The organism is Curvibacter sp. GW821-FHT01G03 (assembly GCF_059422285.1).
Genome location: NZ_JBWKWP010000003.1, coordinates 56,248 through 73,616, shown reverse-complemented (window position 1 = coordinate 73,616; position 17,369 = coordinate 56,248). Strand labels below are relative to the sequence as shown.

Below are 17,369 nucleotides of genomic sequence, written 5' to 3'. Positions count from 1 at the left end.
GGGCATGACGTCATCCGCCTGGGGCCTGCTGGCCCTGTACCTGGTACTGCTGCTGGCCTTGGCCTGGCCGCTGGGACGCTACCTCGCCGCCCTGTGTGCCGGGCGCCTGCCCGCCTGGATGCTGCGCACCGAAGCCGCGCTGCTGCGACTGGGTGGCCGGGACAGCGACGCACCGATGCGCTGGACCCACTACGCCTACGCCTTGCTGGCCTTCAACCTGCTGGGCGTTTTCGCGGTGTATGCCCTGCAGCGCCTGCAGGGCGGGATGCCGCTGAACCCGCAGGGCTTTGCCGCCGTGTCGCCCGACTCGGCCTTCAACACCGCCATTTCCTTCGTCACCAACACCAACTGGCAGGGTTACTCGGGTGAATCGACCATGAGTTACCTGACACAGATGCTGGCGCTGACGGTGCAGAACTTTGTCTCGGCCGCCACCGGCATCGCGGTGGTGTTTGCACTGATCAGGGGCTTTGCTGCACGCTCGGTCCAGGCCATCGGCAACTTCTGGGTCGACCTGATGCGCGCCACCGTGTGGCTGCTGCTGCCCCTGTCACTGCTGCTGGCGCTGGTGATGGTGGGCCAGGGCGTGATCCAGAACTTCAGCCCCTACCAGGAAGTGCACACCCTGGAAACCCAGGCCTACACCCAGCCCAAGCTGGGGGCCGATGGCCAGCCCGTGCTCGACGCCCAGGGCCAGCCGGTGCAAGAAGCCCAGAGCACCGACACCCAACTGCTGCCCATGGGCCCCGTGGCCTCGCAAGAGGCCATCAAGATGCTGGGCACCAATGGGGGCGGCTTCTTCAACGCCAACTCGGCCCACCCCTACGAAAACCCGAGCGCCTTCAGCAACCTGCTGCAGATGCTGGCCATCTTCCTGATCCCGGCGGCCCTGTGCCTGGCCTTTGGCATCGAGGTGGGTGACCGGCGTCAGGGTCTGGCCGTGCTGGCCGCCATGACGCTGATGTTTGTGGCCGCCGTGCTGGTGATCACCCCCGCGGAGCAGGCCGGCAACCCCCAGTTGAGCGCCCTGGGGGTCGACCAATTGGCCAGCGCACAACAGGCTGGCGGCAACATGGAAGGCAAGGAGACGCGCTTCGGCGTCAACGCCAGTGCGCTGTTCGCGGTCATCACCACCGCCGCCTCTTGCGGCGCGGTGAACACCATGCATGACTCGCTCACCCCCCTGGGCGGCATGGTGCCGCTGGTGATGATGCAGCTCGGCGAGGTGGTCTTCGGCGGCGTGGGCACAGGCCTTTACGGCATGCTGGTGTTCGCGGTGCTGGCGGTGTTCATCGCCGGCCTGATGATCGGCCGCACGCCCGAGTACCTGGGCAAGAAGATCGAGGCCTACGAGATGAAGATGACCTCGATCGCCATCCTGGTCACGCCCATCGTGGTGCTGGCGGGCACCGCCGTGGCCGTGCTGGCCGAGGCTGGCCGGGCTGGCGTGGCCAACCCGGGTGCCCACGGCTTCAGCGAGATCCTGTACGCCTTCACCTCGGCGGCCAACAACAACGGCAGCGCCTTTGCCGGGCTGTCGGCCAACACCCCGTTCTACAACCTGACGCTGGGCCTGGCGATGTGGCTGGGGCGCTTTGGCGTGATCGTGCCGGTGCTGGCCATGGCCGGTGCGCTGGCCCGCAAGCAGCGCCTGCCGGCCAGTGCCGGTACCTTGCCCACCCACGGGCCCTTGTTCGTCGTCCTGCTGGTCGGAACGGTGCTGCTGGTGGGCTTGCTGAACTATGTGCCCGCACTGGCACTGGGCCCGGTGGTCGAGCACTTCATGCTCTGGCCCACCCATTGAATCCGCCCAAGAAGGAACCAAAATCATGAGTCAATCCAACGGCTTCGCACTCTTCGACCCGGCGCTGGTCAAGCCCGCCATCGGGCAGGCCTTTGCCAAACTCAATCCGCGCGTGCAATGGCGCAACCCGGTGATGTTCGTGGTCTACGTGGGCAGCCTGTTCACCACCGTGCTGGGCCTGCAGGCCCTGGGCGGTCACGGTGAGGCCTCGCCCCTGTTCATCTTCAGCGTGGCAGTGTGGTTGTGGTTCACCGTGCTGTTCGCCAATTTCGCCGAAGCCCTGGCCGAGGGGCGCAGCAAGGCGCAGGCCGCCTCGCTGCGCAATATCCAGCAGACCGGCTGGGCCAAGAAGCTGCAGCACCCGCGGCATGGCAGCCCCTGGCTGCCGCTGGAGTCGCCGCTGCTGCGCAAGGGGGACGTGGTGCTGGTGGAAGCCGGTGATGTGATCCCGCTCGACGGTGAGGTGATCGAAGGCGTGGCCTCGGTGGACGAGTCGGCCATCACCGGCGAATCCGCCCCCGTGATCCGCGAATCGGGCGGCGACTTCTCGGCCGTCACAGGGGGCACCCGGGTGCTTTCCGACTGGCTGGTGGTGCGCATCGGCGTCAACCCGGGCGAAAGCTTCATCGACCGCATGATCAGCATGGTGGAAGGCGCCAAGCGCCAGAAGACCCCCAACGAGATCGCGCTCAACATCCTGCTGGCCGCGCTGACCATCGTGTTCCTGGTGGTCACCGTGACCCTGCTGCCGTACTCGGTGTTCAGCGTGCAGGCGGCGCAAAGCGGTGCTCCGGTCACCATGACCGCCCTGGTGGCACTGCTGGTGTGCCTGATCCCGACCACCATCGGCGGCTTGCTGAGCGCCATTGGCGTGGCCGGCATGAGCCGCATGATGCAGGCCAACGTGATCGCCACCTCGGGCCGTGCTGTCGAAGCGGCGGGCGACGTGGACGTGCTGATGCTCGACAAGACCGGCACCATCACCCATGGCAACCGGCAGGCCGCCACCCTGCTGCCCGGCATCGGCCACACCGAGGCCGCCCTGGCCCAGGTGGCCTGGCTGGCCTCGCAGGCTGACGAGACCCCCGAGGGCCGCAGCATCGTGACGCTGGCGGCGCAGAAGTTGAGTGCGCCGGCCCTGGAGCGCTTGCAGGTCGGCCTGGGCCAGGCCGAGGCCGTGCCCTTCACCGCGCAGACCCGCATGAGCGGCGTGGACCTGCCAGAGGGCAGCCACACCCGCGTGCTGCGCAAGGGAGCGGTGGACGCCGTGCGCCGCCACGTGGAAGCCCTGGGCGGGCGCATGCCACCCGAGCTGGTGCGCGCCGCCGAAGAAGTGGCCCGCCGCGGCAGCACGCCGCTGGTGGTGGCCGACGGCGCGGTGGCCGTGGGCGTGGTCGAGCTCAAGGACATCGTCAAGTCAGGCATCAAGGAACGCTTCGAGGCCCTGCGCCGCATGGGCATCAAGACCGTGATGATCACCGGCGACAACCCGCTCACGGCGGCCGCCATCGCCGCCGAGGCCGGGGTGGACGACTTCCTGGCCGAAGCCACCCCTGAAGCCAAGCTGGCGCTGATCCGGCAATACCAGCAACAAGGCCGGCTGGTGGCCATGACCGGCGACGGCACCAACGATGCGCCGGCCCTGGCCCAGGCCGATGTGGCCGTGGCCATGAACTCGGGCACCCAGGCCGCCAAAGAGGCCGCCAACATGGTCGACCTGGACTCCAACCCCACCAAGTTGCTGGAGGTGGTGGAGACCGGCAAGGCCCTGCTGATGACGCGCGGCTCGCTGACCACCTTCTCGATTGCCAACGATGTGGCCAAGTTCTTCGCCATCATCCCGGCCATCTTCGTGGTGACCTACCCGCAGCTGGGGGCACTCAACATCATGGCCCTGGCCAGCCCCAGCTCGGCCATTCTGTCGGCGGTGATCTTCAACGCGCTGGTGATCGTGTTCCTGATCCCACTGGCCCTGAAAGGGGTGCGCTACCGCGCCATCGGCGCCGCCGCCCTGCTGCGCCGCAACCTGCTGATCTACGGCCTGGGCGGTCTGGTGGTGCCTTTTGCCGGCATCAAGCTGATCGACCTGCTCCTGGTGGCGCTGCACCTCGCCTGAACCTCATCCAACCCTGACACGAGAATCGCCATGTCTCATTCCATGCCTCCCCTGGTCCGACCCGCCCTGGTGTTTTTCATCGCCCTGAGCGTGTTCACCGGCGTGCTCTACCCCCTGGCCGTCACCGGCCTGGGTCAGGCCCTGTTCCCCGACCAGGCCAAGGGCAGCCTGCTGCTGCGCGAGGGCCGCCCCGTGGGCTCGCGCCTGATCGGGCAGAACTTCTCCGACCCGGCCCACTTCTGGGGCCGCCCCTCGGCCACCGGCCCCATGGCCTACAACGCCAGCGCCTCCAGCGGCGCCAACCAGGGCCCGCTCAACCCCGCCCTGACGGAAGCGGTGAAGGCCCGCATCGCCGCCCTGCGCGAGGCCGACCCCGATCAGAAAAGTCCGGTTCCGGTGGACTTGGTGACGGCTTCGGCCAGCGGGCTGGACCCCCACATCAGCCCGGCGGCGGCGGCCTATCAGTTGCCCCGCGTGGCCAAGGCACGCCGCCTGGACCCGGCGCGATTGCAAGCCCTCATCGAACAGCACACCGAGCAACCCCTGCTGAGCGCCCTGGGCGAAGCCAGGGTCAATGTGCTGACCCTGAACCTGGCGCTGGACGCGCTGCACTGAGGGCACCATGCTGGAAGACCTTGCGATGGCCCTGCTGGCCCTGGCGGTGCTGGCCTTGCCCATGGCCTTGGCCTGGTGGCTGATCGGCCGGGCAAAATGAGCCCCCAAAGGAGTTCTGCTTGGCCTTAGACGCTGACGGTCGCCCCGACCCCGACCAATTGCTGGACCAGATCCGCGGTGCCGAGGTGCGCGCCACGCAAGGCCGGCTGCGCATCTATTTCGGTGCCAGCGCCGGCGTGGGCAAGACCTACGCCATGCTGAGCGCGGCCCAGCGCGAGCTGGCGGCCGGGCGCGATGTCGTGGTGGGCGTGATCGAGACCCATGGCCGCGGCGACACCGCGGCCCAACTGGCTGGCCTGCCCAGCCTGCCCCTGAAAGAAGTGCCTTACCGCGGTCGCGTGCTGGGCGAGTTCGACCTCGACGCCGCGCTGGCCCGCCGGCCCCAGATCCTGCTGGTGGATGAACTGGCCCACGCCAATGTGGAAGGCAGCCGCCACCCCAAACGCTGGCAGGACGTGAACGAGCTGCTGGAGGCCGGCATCGAGGTCTGGACCGCGCTCAATGTGCAGCACCTGGAAAGCCTCAATGGCACGGTGGGCGCCATCACCGGCGTGCGCGTGCACGAGACCGTGCCCGACACCGTGCTGGACCGGGCCGACGAGATCATCCTGGTCGACGTCACGCCCGACGAGCTGCTGACGCGCCTGAAGGCCGGCAAGGTCTACCTGCCCCAACAGGCCGAGCGGGCGGCACAGAACTTTTTTCGCAAAGGCAACCTGATCGCGCTGCGCGAGATCGCCCTGCGCCGCACGGCCGAGCGGGTGGAAGACGATGTGCGTCACTACCGGGTGCAGCAGTCGCAGGGGCCCCAGCCCGTGTGGAACACCTCGGGTTCGCTGCTGGTGGGCGTGGACGAGCTGGAGGGCGCCGAGCAGACCGTGCGCGCCGCGGCCCGGCTGGCCGGGCAGCTCAACGCGCGCTGGCTGGCCACCTATGTCGAGACGCCGCGCCTGCAGCGCCTGCCCTCGGCCGAGCGCGACCGCATCCTGGCCGTGCTCAAGCTGGCCGAAGAGATGGGGGCCATCACCTCGGTGCTGGCCGGCGACGACATCGCGGCCGAGCTGCTCAAGCTGGCGCGCCAGCAGAACTGCGCCACCCTGGTGCTGGGCCGGCCGCGCCGCCGCCCGCGCTGGCGCGCCCCGCTGGCACGCCGCGTGGCCGACGCCGCCCCCGAGCTGGACCTGGTGGAAGTGGGCCGCAGCCCGGCCTCGCGCCGCCTGCCCAGCGCCCTGCCGCGTGAACTGGAGGACGAGACCCCGGCCGGGCTGCCGCGCCGCTGGCTGCGCTACGCCACGGCGCTGGCGGTGTCGGTGCTCACCGCGGTGCTGGCCACGCCCCTGATCGGCTGGTTTGACCTGGCCAACATCGTGATGCTGTTCCTGCTGGGCGTGGTGGGGGTGGCGGTCAAGCTGGGGCGCGGGCCGGCAGCGCTGTCGGCCGTGCTCAATGTGGCGGCCTTCGACTACTTCTTTGTGCCGCCGCGCTTTTCGTTTGCGGTCAGTGACGTGCAGTACCTGCTGACCTTTGCCGTGATGCTGGCCGTGGGCCTGCTGACCGGGCAGTTGACCGCCGGGCTGCGCTTTCAGGCGCGCATCACGGCCGGGCGCGAACGCCGGGCGCGCTCGCTGTTCGAGCTGACGCGCGAGCTGTCGTCGGCCCTGCAAAGCCAGCAGGTGGCCGACATCGGCGAGGCCGCGGTGCGGGCCAGTTTTGGCGGCCAGGTGCGGGTGCTGCTGAGCGATGCCGACGACCACCTGCCGGCACCGCCCGAGCTGCCACCAGGCTTTGACCTGGCCGTGGCCGACTGGGCCTTCCGCAACGGTCAGCCGGCCGGGCTGGCCACCAGCACGCTGTCGGCCAGCGCCTGGCATTACCTGCCGCTGAAAGCCCCGATGCGCATCCGTGGCGTGCTGGCCCTGCAGCCGGCACAGGCCCGCTGGCTGCTGATCCCCGAGCAGTTGCAGCAACTCGACACCCTGGCGCGCCAGATCGCCATCGCGCAAGAGCGGGTTCACTACGTCGAAGTGGCCCAACAGGCCCTGGTGCAGATGGAGTCCGAGAGCCTGCGCAGCGCCTTGCTGGCCTCGATCTCACACGATGTGCGCACCCCGCTCACCGCGCTGATCGGCCTGGCCGAATCCTTGCGGGCCTCGCGCCCCGCGCTGGATGCCGAGCAAAGTCGCATGGCCCAGGCGATCACCGACGAAGCCCGCCAGCTGCACACCCTGGTCAGCAACCTGCTGGACATGGCGCGGCTGCAAAGCGGAGCGGTGAAGCTGCGCAGCGACTGGCAATCGGTCGAAGAAGTGGTGGGGGCGGCCATCCGCCAGGCCGGCCCGGCCCTGGCGGGCCGCCCCGTGCAGGTGCAGCTGCCGGCCGAACTGCCGCTGGTGGAGTTTGACGCCACCCTGATCGAGCGGGTGCTGGTGAACCTGCTGGAGAACGCGGCCAAGTACGGCCAGCCACCGATCGAGATCCACGCCGGCACCGAGCCCCAGGCGCTGTGGGTCACGGTGCGTGACCATGGTCCCGGCCTGCCTGCGGCCATGCGCGGACGCGAGCACGCGCTGTTCGACCTCTTCACCCGGGGCGAGCGCGAGTCGGCCACCCCGGGCATGGGCCTGGGCCTGGCGATTGCCCGCGCCATCGTCGAGGCCCACCACGGCCAGATCACCGCCACCGATCTGTCGCAGCGCGGCGGCGGTGCAGAATTCACCCTGCGCCTGCCGCGCGCCACCCCGCCCGCCATCGACCCCACCCAATGACCTGATTGCCATGCCCAGCCCCACCGCCATCCTGATCGAGGACGAGCCGCAGATCCGCCGCTTCGTGCGCGCCGCGCTGGAGGCCGAGGGCTGGCTGGTGCACGAGGCCGAAGGCCTGCGCCGGGGCCTGATCGAGGCCGGCACGCGCAAGCCCGATCTGATCGTGCTGGACCTGGGCCTGCCCGATGGCGACGGGCTGGAGCTGATCCGCGATGTGCGCGGCTGGAGCCAGGTGCCCATCGTGGTGCTGTCGGCGCGCAGCGACGAGGCCGACAAGATTGCGGCGCTGGATGCTGGTGCCGACGACTACCTGGCCAAGCCCTTCGGCGTGGGTGAGCTGATGGCCCGGGTGCGTGCCAACCTGCGCCGCCCCCGCGGCCTGCCGCCCGAGGCCGGCCAGCCCGGCGAGGCCAGCGATCCGGTGTTCCGCTTCGGCGGCGTGGAAATCGACCGGGTGGCCCGGCTGGTGCGGCGCGATGGCCAGCTGGTGCACCTGACCCCGATCGAGTACCGGCTGCTGTCGGTGCTGGTCACCCATGCGGGCCGCGTGCTCACCCACCGGCAACTGCTGCGCGAGGTATGGGGGGCCTCGCACACCGAGCAAAGCCACTACCTGCGCATCTACATGGGTCACCTGCGGCAAAAGCTCGAACAAGACCCGGCCCAGCCGCGCCACCTGCTGACCGAGACCGCCGTGGGCTACCGGCTTCAGGTCGAGGGCTGAGGCTCTCGGGGCCCTCAGCGGCGCGGGGCAAACACCGGCTCGCGCTTGGCCAGGAAGGCCTGAACACCCTCGGCGAATTCTGGCCGGTCGATCAACTCGCGCTGGCGCTCGGCCTCATGGCGCATCTGCTCGTTCAGGCTGTGGCTGGCGGCGTGCTCGTACACACTGCGGATCTCGCGTGCGGCATGGGCTGGCAGGCGGGCCAGGCGCTGCGCCAGGGCCAGCGCCTGTTCGCCCAGGTCGGTATCGTCCACACAGGCCCAGGCCAGGCCCCATTGAGCGGCCTGCTCGCCCGACAGGCGTTCGCCCAGCAGCGACAGGGCCACCGCCCGCGAGCGGCCCAGCAGGCGCTCCAGAAACCAGGTGCAGCCCAGATCGGGCACGATGCCCAGCCGCGGCATGAAGGGCAGGTAGAAATAGGCCGAACGCGCCACCAGCACCACATCGGCCGCCAGCGCCAGGCCCACCCCGGCCCCCGCGCAGGGGCCGTTGACAGCGCTCAGCACCGGGAAGGGCATGCTGCGCAGGTCTTCGATCAGTCGGTTGGACAGCGCCTCCATGGCGGCGGCGGTCTGCTCGCCCAGGCTCTGGCCGGCAGGCGCCGCCTGCATACTGCCCAGATCGGCGCCCACACAAAAGCCCTTGCCTGCCCCGGTGAGCACCAGGGCCCGCACGCTGCGGTCGTCGGCCAGGCGGGCCAGGTGCTCGCGCAGCGCCAACTGCAGGGGCAAGGCCAGCGGGTTCAGCCGCTGGGGCAAGTTCAGCCGCAGCAGGGCCACTGCGCCGTGGCGTTCTTCGAGCACGGGATCAGGGTCGGTGTTCATGGAGTCTCCTTTGCATCGCTCGGCGTCATCAAGGCTTGCGCTGCATCAGCGCCTGGAGTCGGCGCAGACCGCCGACCACGCCACCTGGCAGCACGAACATCAGCAGGATCAGCACCACGCCGTACACCGCCCAGGGTGCGGCCTTGGAGACCTTCTCGGCCAGGTTGGGCACAAACAGGATGAACAGCGCGCCGTACAAAGCCCCCCAGAGGGTGCCCACGCCGCCGACCACGATGCCCACCAGCAGGGAGATCGACAGGAACAGCGAGAACGAATCGGGCGACACAAACTGCACGGCAATCGCGGACAGGGCCCCGCCCACCCCGGTGTAGGCGGCCGACACCGCAAAGGCCGTGGCCTTGCAATGGCTGCGGTCCACCCCCATGGCCTCGGCCGCCATGGCGTGGTCGCGGATGGCGCGCCAGGCGCGCCCCCAGCTGCCCCGCAGCAGGTTGTGGGCCAGCCAGAACAGCAGCAGGGCCACCGCGAGCGCAAACAGGTACAGCCACTGGTCCGGGTCCAGGGGCAGGCCGAAGGGGGCGTCGGGCTTCATCAGCACCAGGCCCTGGGCGCCGCCGGTCCAGGCCTCGAGGTGCTTGTACTTGAGCAACTGGGGCATGGCCAGGCCCAGCGCAAATGTGGCCAGGGCCAAGTACAACCCTTCGAGCTTGAGCGCGGGGCGCCCGAACAGGTAGCCGGCCCCGCCGCAAACACAGAAGGCCGCCGGCACGGTGGCCCAGTACGGCAGGCCTGCGTGCTCCATCAGCGCACCGGCAGCATAGGCCCCGAGCGCAAAGAAGGCCCCATGGCCGAGCGAGATCTGGCCGTTGTAGCCGGTGAGGATGTTCAGGCCCAGCAAGGCCATGGCATACGACAGCACCAGGGTGGCCTGGAACAACTGGTAGCCCTTGAGCACCCAGAGCAGGCTCAGGGCCAGCGCCAAGGCGGCCAGCCACAGCCCGCGTGAGCGCAGAAAACCGGAGGGGCTGGGCGCATTCAGCATGAGGGTCTTTCAGGGTCGGGGATTCAGTCTGCGGGGGGTCAGACCCGGGTGACCACACGGCGCCCCAGCAAGCCCTGGGGGCGCACGATGAGCACGCCGATGATCAGGGCCAGGGCGACTGATAGCTTGAGTTCGGTTCCCACCACGTAGGTGCCGATCAGGTTCCCGAGCACGCCAACGATGAAGCCCCCCAGCACGGCGCCCACGGGGTTGTCGATGCCCCCGATCAGGGCGCCCGCGAAGGCATACAGCAGCACGCCGGTCATCATGTTCGGGTCGAGGAACACCACGGGCGCCACCATCATGCCGGCGACGGCACCGATGGCGCCGGCCAGGCCCCAGCCCAGCATCAGCATGCGCCCCACCGAGATGCCCACCAGGCGCGACGACACCGGGTTCTGCGCCGCAGCGCGCAGCGCCAGCCCCACACGGGTGAAGCGGAACAGGCTGAACAGCAAGGCCACCATCAGCAGGGCCACCACGATGGCACCCACCTCGTGCGCCGACATCAGGGTCGAGCCGTACCAGGCGTCGCGCGGGAACGGGCTCGGAAAAGGCTTGATGGTGTAGCCAAACAACCAGCCCGCCAGGCTGTGGAAAATCACCAGCAGGCCGATGAAGACCACTACCACCGACAGCTCAGGCGCCCGGTGCATGGGCCGGATGACCACGAACTCGACCGCCGCAGCCACAACAAACGACAGCAGCACCGTGAGGGCGAAGGCGCCCCAGTACGGCAGGCCCGCATCGATCAGCGCCCAGGCCACGAAGGTGGAGAACATGGCCATTTCGCCCTGGGCGAAATTGATGTGATGGGTGGCCTGGTAGATCATCACCAGGGCCAGTGCCACGCTGGCGTAGATGCCCCCGGTGGCCAGGCCGGCCAGCATCTGGTGCAGAAACTCGTTCATGGGTTTCCTCGCTTCATTCGCCCAGGTAGGCCCGCTGCACGGCCGGGTTGCTGCGCAGCTCGGCCGCCGTGCCCGACAGCACCACGCGGCCGGTCTCCAGCAGGTAGGCCTGGTGCGCCAGGGCCAGGGCCAGGCGTGCGTTCTGCTCGACCAGCAGGATGGTCACGCCCTCTTCCTGGTTGATGCGCCGCATGATCGAAAAGATGTCTTTCACCACCAGCGGCGCCAGGCCGAACGAGGGCTCGTCAAGCAACAGCAGGCGCGGGCGGCCCATCAGCGCACGGCCGATGGCCAGCATCTGCTGCTCGCCCCCCGACAGGGTGCCCGCCTGTTGACGTGCCCGCTCACGCAGGCGCGGAAAGTAGGCATAGATGCGTTCCATGTCGGCCTCTGCGCCTTGCTGGCTGGCACGGGCATGGCTGCCCAGGCGCAGGTTCTCTTCGGTGCTCAGGCCCAGGAACGTGCCTCGCCCGTCGGGCACATGGCCCACGCCCAGGCGAGCGATCTGCTCGGTGCTGCAGGCCTCGATGGCCTGGCCACCCAGCGCCACCCGCCCCGAGGTCTGCACCGACAGGCGACACAAGGCCCGCAGGGTGGTGGTCTTGCCTGCGCCGTTGGCGCCCAGCAGCGCGGTCACCTGGCCCTGTGGCAGGTCCAGGTCCAGGCCGTGCAGCACCGGGGTGTTGCCATAGCGGGCGTGCAGGCCGCGCACCTGCAACAAAGGGGTGTCGGCGCCGGCGGGGGCGAGGGCTCGGGGTGTCATGCGGCCTCCTGCCGGGGGTCTTCGAGTTCGTCGCCCAGGTAGGCGCGGATCACCTCGGGGTGCTGACGCACTTCGGCCGGCCGGCCTTCGGCAATCTTGCGGCCGAAGTTCAGCGCCACCACCCGGTCGGACAGACCCATCACCAGGCCCATGTGGTGCTCGACCAGCAGCACGGTCACGCCCAGGCGGTCGCGGATGTCGCGGATCAAGTCGCCCAGGCCCTGCAGCTCTTCATGGTTGAGGCCGCAGGCCGGCTCATCCAGCAGCAGCAATTGAGGCTCGGCCGCCAGGGCGCGCGCCAGCTCAACGCGCTTTTGGGTGCCAAAAGGCAGGTCGGCCACGGGGCGGTCGGCGTCGGCCCCCAGTTGCACGAAATCGATCAGTTGCTGGGCCCGCTCATGCGCCCGCGACTCCAGCGCCGCCACCCCGGGCCAGCGCAGGGCGTTGCGCCACAGACCCGCGTGGTGTCGGCTGTGACAGCCCAGCAGCACGTTGTCGCGCACGGTCATGCTGCGAAACAGGGCCAGGTTCTGAAAGGTGCGCCCGATACCCAGGCGCACCATGCGGTGCCGCGGCAAGCGGCTGAGGTCCTGCCCCTCGAAGCAGATGCGCCCGGCGCTGCATTCATACAGGCGCGACAGGCAATTGAACAAGGTGCTCTTGCCGGCACCGTTGGGGCCGATCAGGGCGCAGATTTCGCCGCGCCGCACCTCGAAGGACACGCCATCCAGGGCCACGATGCCGCCGAAGCGCACCGTGACCTCTTCGACAGACAGCAGGGGCTGGCCGGTGCTCATGCCGGGCTCAGAGCCGTTCGATGATGGTGACGTTGGCCATGCCGCCGCCCTCGCACATGGTCTGCAGGCCGTAGCGCCCACCGCGCCGCTTGAGGGCATGGATCAGGGTGCTCATGAGCTTGGTGCCCGAGGCACCCAGCGGGTGGCCCAGGGCAATGGCCCCGCCGTGCACGTTCAGGCGTTCAGGGTCGGCCCCCAGCGCCTTCAGCCAGGCCAGCGGTACCGAGGCAAAGGCCTCGTTGACCTCGTACAGATCGATGTCGGCGATGTTCAGGCCCGCCTTGCGCAGGGCCCGCTCGGTGGCGGGGATCGGGGCTTCGAGCATGATCACCGGGTCGTGCCCCAGCACGCTCATGTGGTGCACGCGGGCCAGGGGCTTCAGGCCCAGGGTCTTGAGGCCCCGCTCGTTGACCACCAGTGCGGCGGTGGCACCGTCGCACACCTGGCTGGCATTGGCGGCGCTGATCACGCCGCCCTCCTGCAGCAGCTTGACGCCCTGGATGCCGGCCAGCGTGGCATCAAAGCGGATGCCTTCGTCCACGCTGTGCAGGCTGCCGTCCTGGTCGCCACCCTGGTCGCCATCAGCCCGCCGCACGGGCACCGGCACGATCTCGTCGGCAAAGGCCCCGGCCTCGGTGGCCGCGATGGCGCGCTGGTGGCTCAGCAGAGCGAACTGGTCCAGCACGTCTTTGCGCAGGTTGTACTTGTGAGCCATCATCTCGGCGCCGGTGAACTGGCTGAACGCCACGTCGTGGTAACGGCGGTTCACGCTCTCGCTCTGGTAGAAGCCCAGCCCCGCCTTCTGCGCCAGGGCCGAGGGGCTGAACATGGGCACCCGGGTCATGGACTCGACGCCCCCGGCCAGCACGATGTCCTGCACGCCCGACATCACGGCCTGAGCGGCAAAGTGCAGCGCCTGCTGCGACGAGCCGCACTGCCGGTCGATCGAGGTGCCCGGCACCGACTCGGGCAGGCGTGAGGCCAACACCGCATTGCGCGCCACGTTGGTGGACTGCTCACCCACCTGGCTGACGCAGCCCATGAACACGTCGTCCACCAGCGCCGGGTCCATGCCGGTGCGGTCGAGCACGGCATTGATCACCTGGGCCGCCAGCTCCACCGGGTGCCAGCCGGCGAGACGCCCACCGCGGCGCCCCCCGGCAGTGCGGACAGCGGCAACAACATAGGCTTCGGACATGGCGGGCTTCCTCAAAAACAGGGGATGGGATGGCTGGATTGTTCGCCCGCCCGACACGCCGGGGCGTCGTCGGAACAGACGATATTGAGGGGGGGGCAGGCCTCAGCGCGGCGCCATGCGGATCGCGCCGTCGAGACGGATGCTTTCGCCGTTGAGGTAGCCGTTGAGGATCAGGCTTTCGGCCAGTTGGGCGTATTCGGCGGGTTGGCCCAGGCGCTTGGGGAAGGGCACCGAGGCGGCCAAGGCTGCCTTCACGTGCTCGGGCGCGCCTTGCAGCAAGGGAGTGTCGAAGATGCCGGGCAGGATGGTGTTGACGCGGATGCCCTCGTTCATGAGGTCGCGCGCGATCGGCAAGGTCATGCCCACGATGCCCGCCTTGGAGGCGGTGTAGGCGGCCTGGCCCATCTGCCCGTCCTGCGCGGCCACCGAGGCGGTGTTGACGATGGCACCCCGGTCACCGTCCGCCAGCGGCGCCAGGCTGAGCATGCCGGCGGCCGACTTGGCAATGCAGCGGAAGGTGCCCACCAGGTTGATCTGGATGATGCGGTCGAAATTGGCCAGCGGAAAGTGCCGGATCTCGCCCGTGGCCTTGTCGCGGCTGGCGGTCTTGACGGCATTGCCGGTGCCGGCGCAGTTGACCAGCACGCGCTCCTGGCCATGGGCAGCACGGGCCTTGGCAAAGCCGGCATCACCTGCTCTTCAGAGGTCACGTCGACCTGGCAGAACACCCCACCGATCTCGCGGGCCAGCGCTTCGCCCTGGGCGGCATGGAGGTCGAACAGGGCGACCTTCACGCCATGGCTGGCCAGGCGCCGGGCGGTGGCTGCGCCCAGACCGGAGGCCCCTCCGGTGACGACGGCGGCAATGCTGGAATCGAGTTGCATGGTGGGGCTCCGGGACAAGTAGGGCGTAGGGGGTTGATGGAAGAGAAGTCTAGAAATCCGGGGGCGCTGATGCATCGTCTGAAACGACGAAATGCCCCTGTCGCGGCTGACGGCACCGAGGTGACTCCCGCCGCTGGACTTGTGTCGCAGAATGCCCCACGCCCCCAGCCCACCCGAACCCCCTCATGGATGCCGCTCCCCTCGCCCCGCACCCCGAGCCCGCACCGCCGGCGCGCACTTTCGAGACCAAGCTGAACCCCCCCGCCCCCACGGCCACCCAAGTGGTACGCGAGGGCCTTTGTCAGCGGATCACCGAAGGCGCCGGCCAACTGGTGCTGGTGCGTGCCCCGGCGGGCTTTGGCAAGACCACGGCCATGGTGCAGGCCCAGGCCCGATTCGAAGCCCAGGGCGTGAGCACGGCCTGGCTCACGCTGGACCGATCGGACAACGATGTGTCGCGTTTTCTGGGCGGGCTGGACGAGGCGATCCAGCGCCTGGGGGCCGCAGCGGTCGGCACGGGTTCGAGGCTCGATGCGCTGCGTGCGCTGGCCTTGTTTGACGAGCCTTTTGCCCTGTTTCTGGACGACTTCGAGGCGGTACACGAACCCGCCGTGCTGGGCCTGGTGCGCGAGATCATCGAGCAGTTGCCGCGACGCGGTCACTTGGTGCTGGGCTCGCGCAGCCTGCCCGCCCTGGGGCTGGGGCGGCTGCGGGCGCGCGGCAAGTTGATCGAGGTGGATGCCGAGCGCCTGCGCTTCAGCCTGGACGACACCGCCGCCTTTCTGGCGCGCAGCCTGCCGCAAGGCCTGGGGGCCGATCTGCTGTACCGGCTGCACGAGAAGACCGAGGGCTGGATTGCCGCCCTCTGGCTGGCCTCGCTGGCGCTGGAACGACAAGGTCAGCATGCGCAGGCGGTGGAGCAGTTCGTGGCCCGCTTTTCGGGCTCGGACCGGGCCGTGGCTGATTACCTGGCCGAAGACGTGCTGCAGCAGCAGCCGCCCGATGTGCGCAACTTTCTGCTGCGCAGCAGCATCCTGCGCCAGTTGGATGCCGAAGTGTGCGCCGCCCTGATGCCGCGCGCCGACTGCCAACGCCTGCTGACCCGCCTGGATGAGGCCCACCTGTTTCTGACCCCCGTGTCCAGTGAGCAGCGCACTTGGCGTTACCACAGCCTGTTTGCCGATTACCTGCGCAAGGAGCTGCAGCGTGAGTGGCCCGACGAGGTGGCCCGGCTGCACCTGGCGGCGGCGGGCTGGTACGAGGCCCAGGGCCGCCCCGTGCCCGCCATTGACCACGCCATCGAGGGTGGCGACCACCCGCTGGCGCTGAATCTGCTGGACCTGCACGCCGAGTCGTTTCTGCGGGCCGGGCGCATGCGTTTGCTGGCACGCTGGTTTGCCGCCGTGCCCGCGCCCCTGCTGCACCAGCGCCCGGCGTTGGAGATGGTGGCCCTGTGGGCCACCTGCTTCACCCGCGGGCCCTGGGCTGCGGGCGAAGAATTGGAACAGGCCCTGCAGCGCCACCCGGACGACCCCCTGGTGCAGGCCCAGGCCGCCTGCATGCGACCGATGCTGCTGGCCATGCAGGATCAGAGTGAACAGGCCCTGGAAATCGGCCGTGAAAGCCTGAAGCGCCTGCCCACCGGCCTGCCCTTTGCCGACAGCACCCTGCTCAATGCGATGGCCCACATCCTGTCGGTGATGGGCGACCCGGGCGAGGCCCAGCAACTGCTGGATGCGGCGCGACGCGAGCAGGGCAGCTCCAGCACCTTCCACCGCATGTACACCGAGTCAACCGAAGGCCTCATGGACCTGCAGCAGGGCCGGCTGCGCCAGGCCACGGCGCGTTTCCGACTGGCCGTGGATGCCACCCACGCCGTGAACTACAACCACACCCACGGCAATGCCTGGGCCGGCGTGTTTTACGCCTGCGCGGTGTACGAGACCAATCAGTTGGACCAGGCCGATCACCTGCTCAATGTGTACCTGCCACTGGCACGCGATGTGGGCCTGCCCGACCACATGATCCTGAGCCATGCGATGCGCTCGCGCATCGCCTTCGTGAGCGGCGACGTGGACGCGGCCTCGCTGGCCCTGACCGAGCTGGAGTACCTGGGCCACCAACGCAAACTGCCCAGGGTGGTGGTGGGCGCCAAGCTGGAGCGCGCCCGACTGCTGCTGAGGCAAGGCAACACGGCGGCCGCACGTGACGAGTTGCACCGGGCCGAAGACCCCACCGTGTGGGCCCGCGAAGAGCGGCTGCGCCTGCTGGCGCACGACATCGAGTACCTGGGCCTGGCGCGGCTGCGCTGGCAGATCGCGGCAGGCCAGGCCGGTGAGGCATTGCCGACCCTGGAGCGCGAGATCTCGGCGGCCCAGGCCGTGGCCCGCAACCGCCGGGTGCTGAGCCTGCGCGTGCTGCGCAGCCTGGCCCTGGCCCGCAGCGGCGACGCCCCGGCCGCGGTGGCCCAGATCGGCCAGGTGCTGCAACAAGCCAGTGCCGAGGGCTTCATGCGCCTGATCCTGGACGAGGGCCCCGCCGTGGGCCCCCTGGTTCAGCGCTACCAGGCGCTGCACGACAGCGGCACGGTGCGCGATCCGATTCTGGGCGACTACCTGCAACGCCTGCTGCAGGCCTTTGGCCCCCAGCCCAGCGAGACCGACAGCACCCCAGAGCACCCGGACACCCCTGCGCGCGACCTGGTGGAGCCGCTCACCCGCAAGGAACTGCACGTGCTGCAACTGCTGGTGGAGGGCTACTCGAACAGCGCCATGGCCGAGAAGCTGTTCGTGTCCGACAGTACGGTGCGCACCCACCTGCGCAGCATCAATGCCAAGCTGGGGGCGCACAGCCGCACGCAGGCGGTGGCCTTGGCGCGGCGCCTCAAGCTGATCCCACCCTGAGT

Annotated in this window: 12 protein-coding genes and 1 pseudogene; 6 read left to right on the top strand and 7 right to left on the bottom strand. The window is 69.3% G+C overall.

Annotated elements, in window-relative coordinates; all coding sequences use genetic code 11:
- The first annotated feature begins 4 nt into the window (after positions 1 to 4).
- The 5 genes from kdpA to kdpE all read left to right on the top strand — a co-directional run bounded on the left by kdpA (position 5) and on the right by kdpE (position 8,084).
- Entirely contained in the window at positions 5 to 1,804 is a 1,800-nt protein-coding gene (kdpA, locus tag AC07VS_RS04620) for a potassium-transporting ATPase subunit KdpA (protein WP_494750300.1), read from the top strand.
- A gap of 25 nt (positions 1,805 to 1,829) precedes the next feature.
- The gene (gene kdpB / locus AC07VS_RS04615; protein WP_492349640.1) at positions 1,830 to 3,920 is read left to right on the top strand and encodes a potassium-transporting ATPase subunit KdpB; all 2,091 of its coding nucleotides are present in this window, start codon (positions 1,830 to 1,832) and stop codon (positions 3,918 to 3,920) included.
- A gap of 42 nt (positions 3,921 to 3,962) precedes the next feature.
- Positions 3,963 to 4,535, top strand: coding sequence for a potassium-transporting ATPase subunit KdpC (kdpC, locus tag AC07VS_RS04610; RefSeq protein ID WP_494750435.1), 573 nt, complete (start codon positions 3,963 to 3,965; stop codon positions 4,533 to 4,535).
- 119 nt (positions 4,536 to 4,654) lie between these two features.
- On the top strand, positions 4,655 to 7,360 hold the full coding sequence (locus AC07VS_RS04605; RefSeq protein WP_494750299.1) for a DUF4118 domain-containing protein: 2,706 nt from the start codon (positions 4,655 to 4,657) through the stop codon (positions 7,358 to 7,360).
- A 10-nt stretch (positions 7,361 to 7,370) separates the two neighbouring features.
- The gene (gene kdpE / locus AC07VS_RS04600; protein ID WP_492349638.1) at positions 7,371 to 8,084 is read left to right on the top strand and encodes a two-component system response regulator KdpE; all 714 of its coding nucleotides are present in this window, start codon (positions 7,371 to 7,373) and stop codon (positions 8,082 to 8,084) included.
- 14 nt (positions 8,085 to 8,098) lie between these two features.
- On the opposite strand, the gene AC07VS_RS04595 is transcribed toward kdpE, so the two are convergent.
- From AC07VS_RS04595 to AC07VS_RS04565, 7 genes and pseudogenes are all read right to left on the bottom strand, one after another.
- A complete protein-coding gene (locus tag AC07VS_RS04595) occupies positions 8,099 to 8,908 on the bottom strand; it encodes an enoyl-CoA hydratase-related protein (protein ID WP_492349637.1) in 810 nt (269 codons plus the stop codon).
- A 28-nt stretch (positions 8,909 to 8,936) separates the two neighbouring features.
- The gene (locus AC07VS_RS04590; protein WP_492349636.1) at positions 8,937 to 9,911 is read right to left on the bottom strand and encodes a branched-chain amino acid ABC transporter permease; all 975 of its coding nucleotides are present in this window, start codon (positions 9,909 to 9,911) and stop codon (positions 8,937 to 8,939) included.
- Between the two features lie 38 nt (positions 9,912 to 9,949).
- The gene (locus AC07VS_RS04585) at positions 9,950 to 10,822 is read right to left on the bottom strand and encodes a branched-chain amino acid ABC transporter permease (RefSeq protein ID WP_494750298.1); all 873 of its coding nucleotides are present in this window, start codon (positions 10,820 to 10,822) and stop codon (positions 9,950 to 9,952) included.
- A gap of 13 nt (positions 10,823 to 10,835) precedes the next feature.
- On the bottom strand, positions 10,836 to 11,585 hold the full coding sequence (locus tag AC07VS_RS04580) for an ABC transporter ATP-binding protein (RefSeq protein ID WP_494750297.1): 750 nt from the start codon (positions 11,583 to 11,585) through the stop codon (positions 10,836 to 10,838).
- Positions 11,582 to 12,382 carry an ABC transporter ATP-binding protein gene (locus AC07VS_RS04575; RefSeq protein WP_494658013.1) on the bottom strand — a complete coding sequence of 267 codons (801 nt, stop codon included), beginning with the start codon at positions 12,380 to 12,382 and terminating at the stop codon, positions 11,582 to 11,584. Before AC07VS_RS04575 ends, AC07VS_RS04580 begins: the two co-directional genes overlap by 4 nt.
- Positions 12,383 to 12,389: 7 nt before the next feature.
- Positions 12,390 to 13,580, bottom strand: coding sequence for an acetyl-CoA C-acetyltransferase (locus AC07VS_RS04570; protein ID WP_494750296.1), 1,191 nt, complete (start codon positions 13,578 to 13,580; stop codon positions 12,390 to 12,392).
- Between the two features lie 102 nt (positions 13,581 to 13,682).
- Positions 13,683 to 14,464, bottom strand: a pseudogene (locus tag AC07VS_RS04565) (SDR family NAD(P)-dependent oxidoreductase).
- 185 nt (positions 14,465 to 14,649) lie between these two features.
- Between AC07VS_RS04565 and AC07VS_RS04560 the strand changes: the two are divergent.
- A complete protein-coding gene (locus AC07VS_RS04560; protein ID WP_492349630.1) occupies positions 14,650 to 17,367 on the top strand; it encodes a winged helix-turn-helix domain-containing protein in 2,718 nt (905 codons plus the stop codon).
- Positions 17,368 to 17,369: the final 2 nt, after the last annotated feature.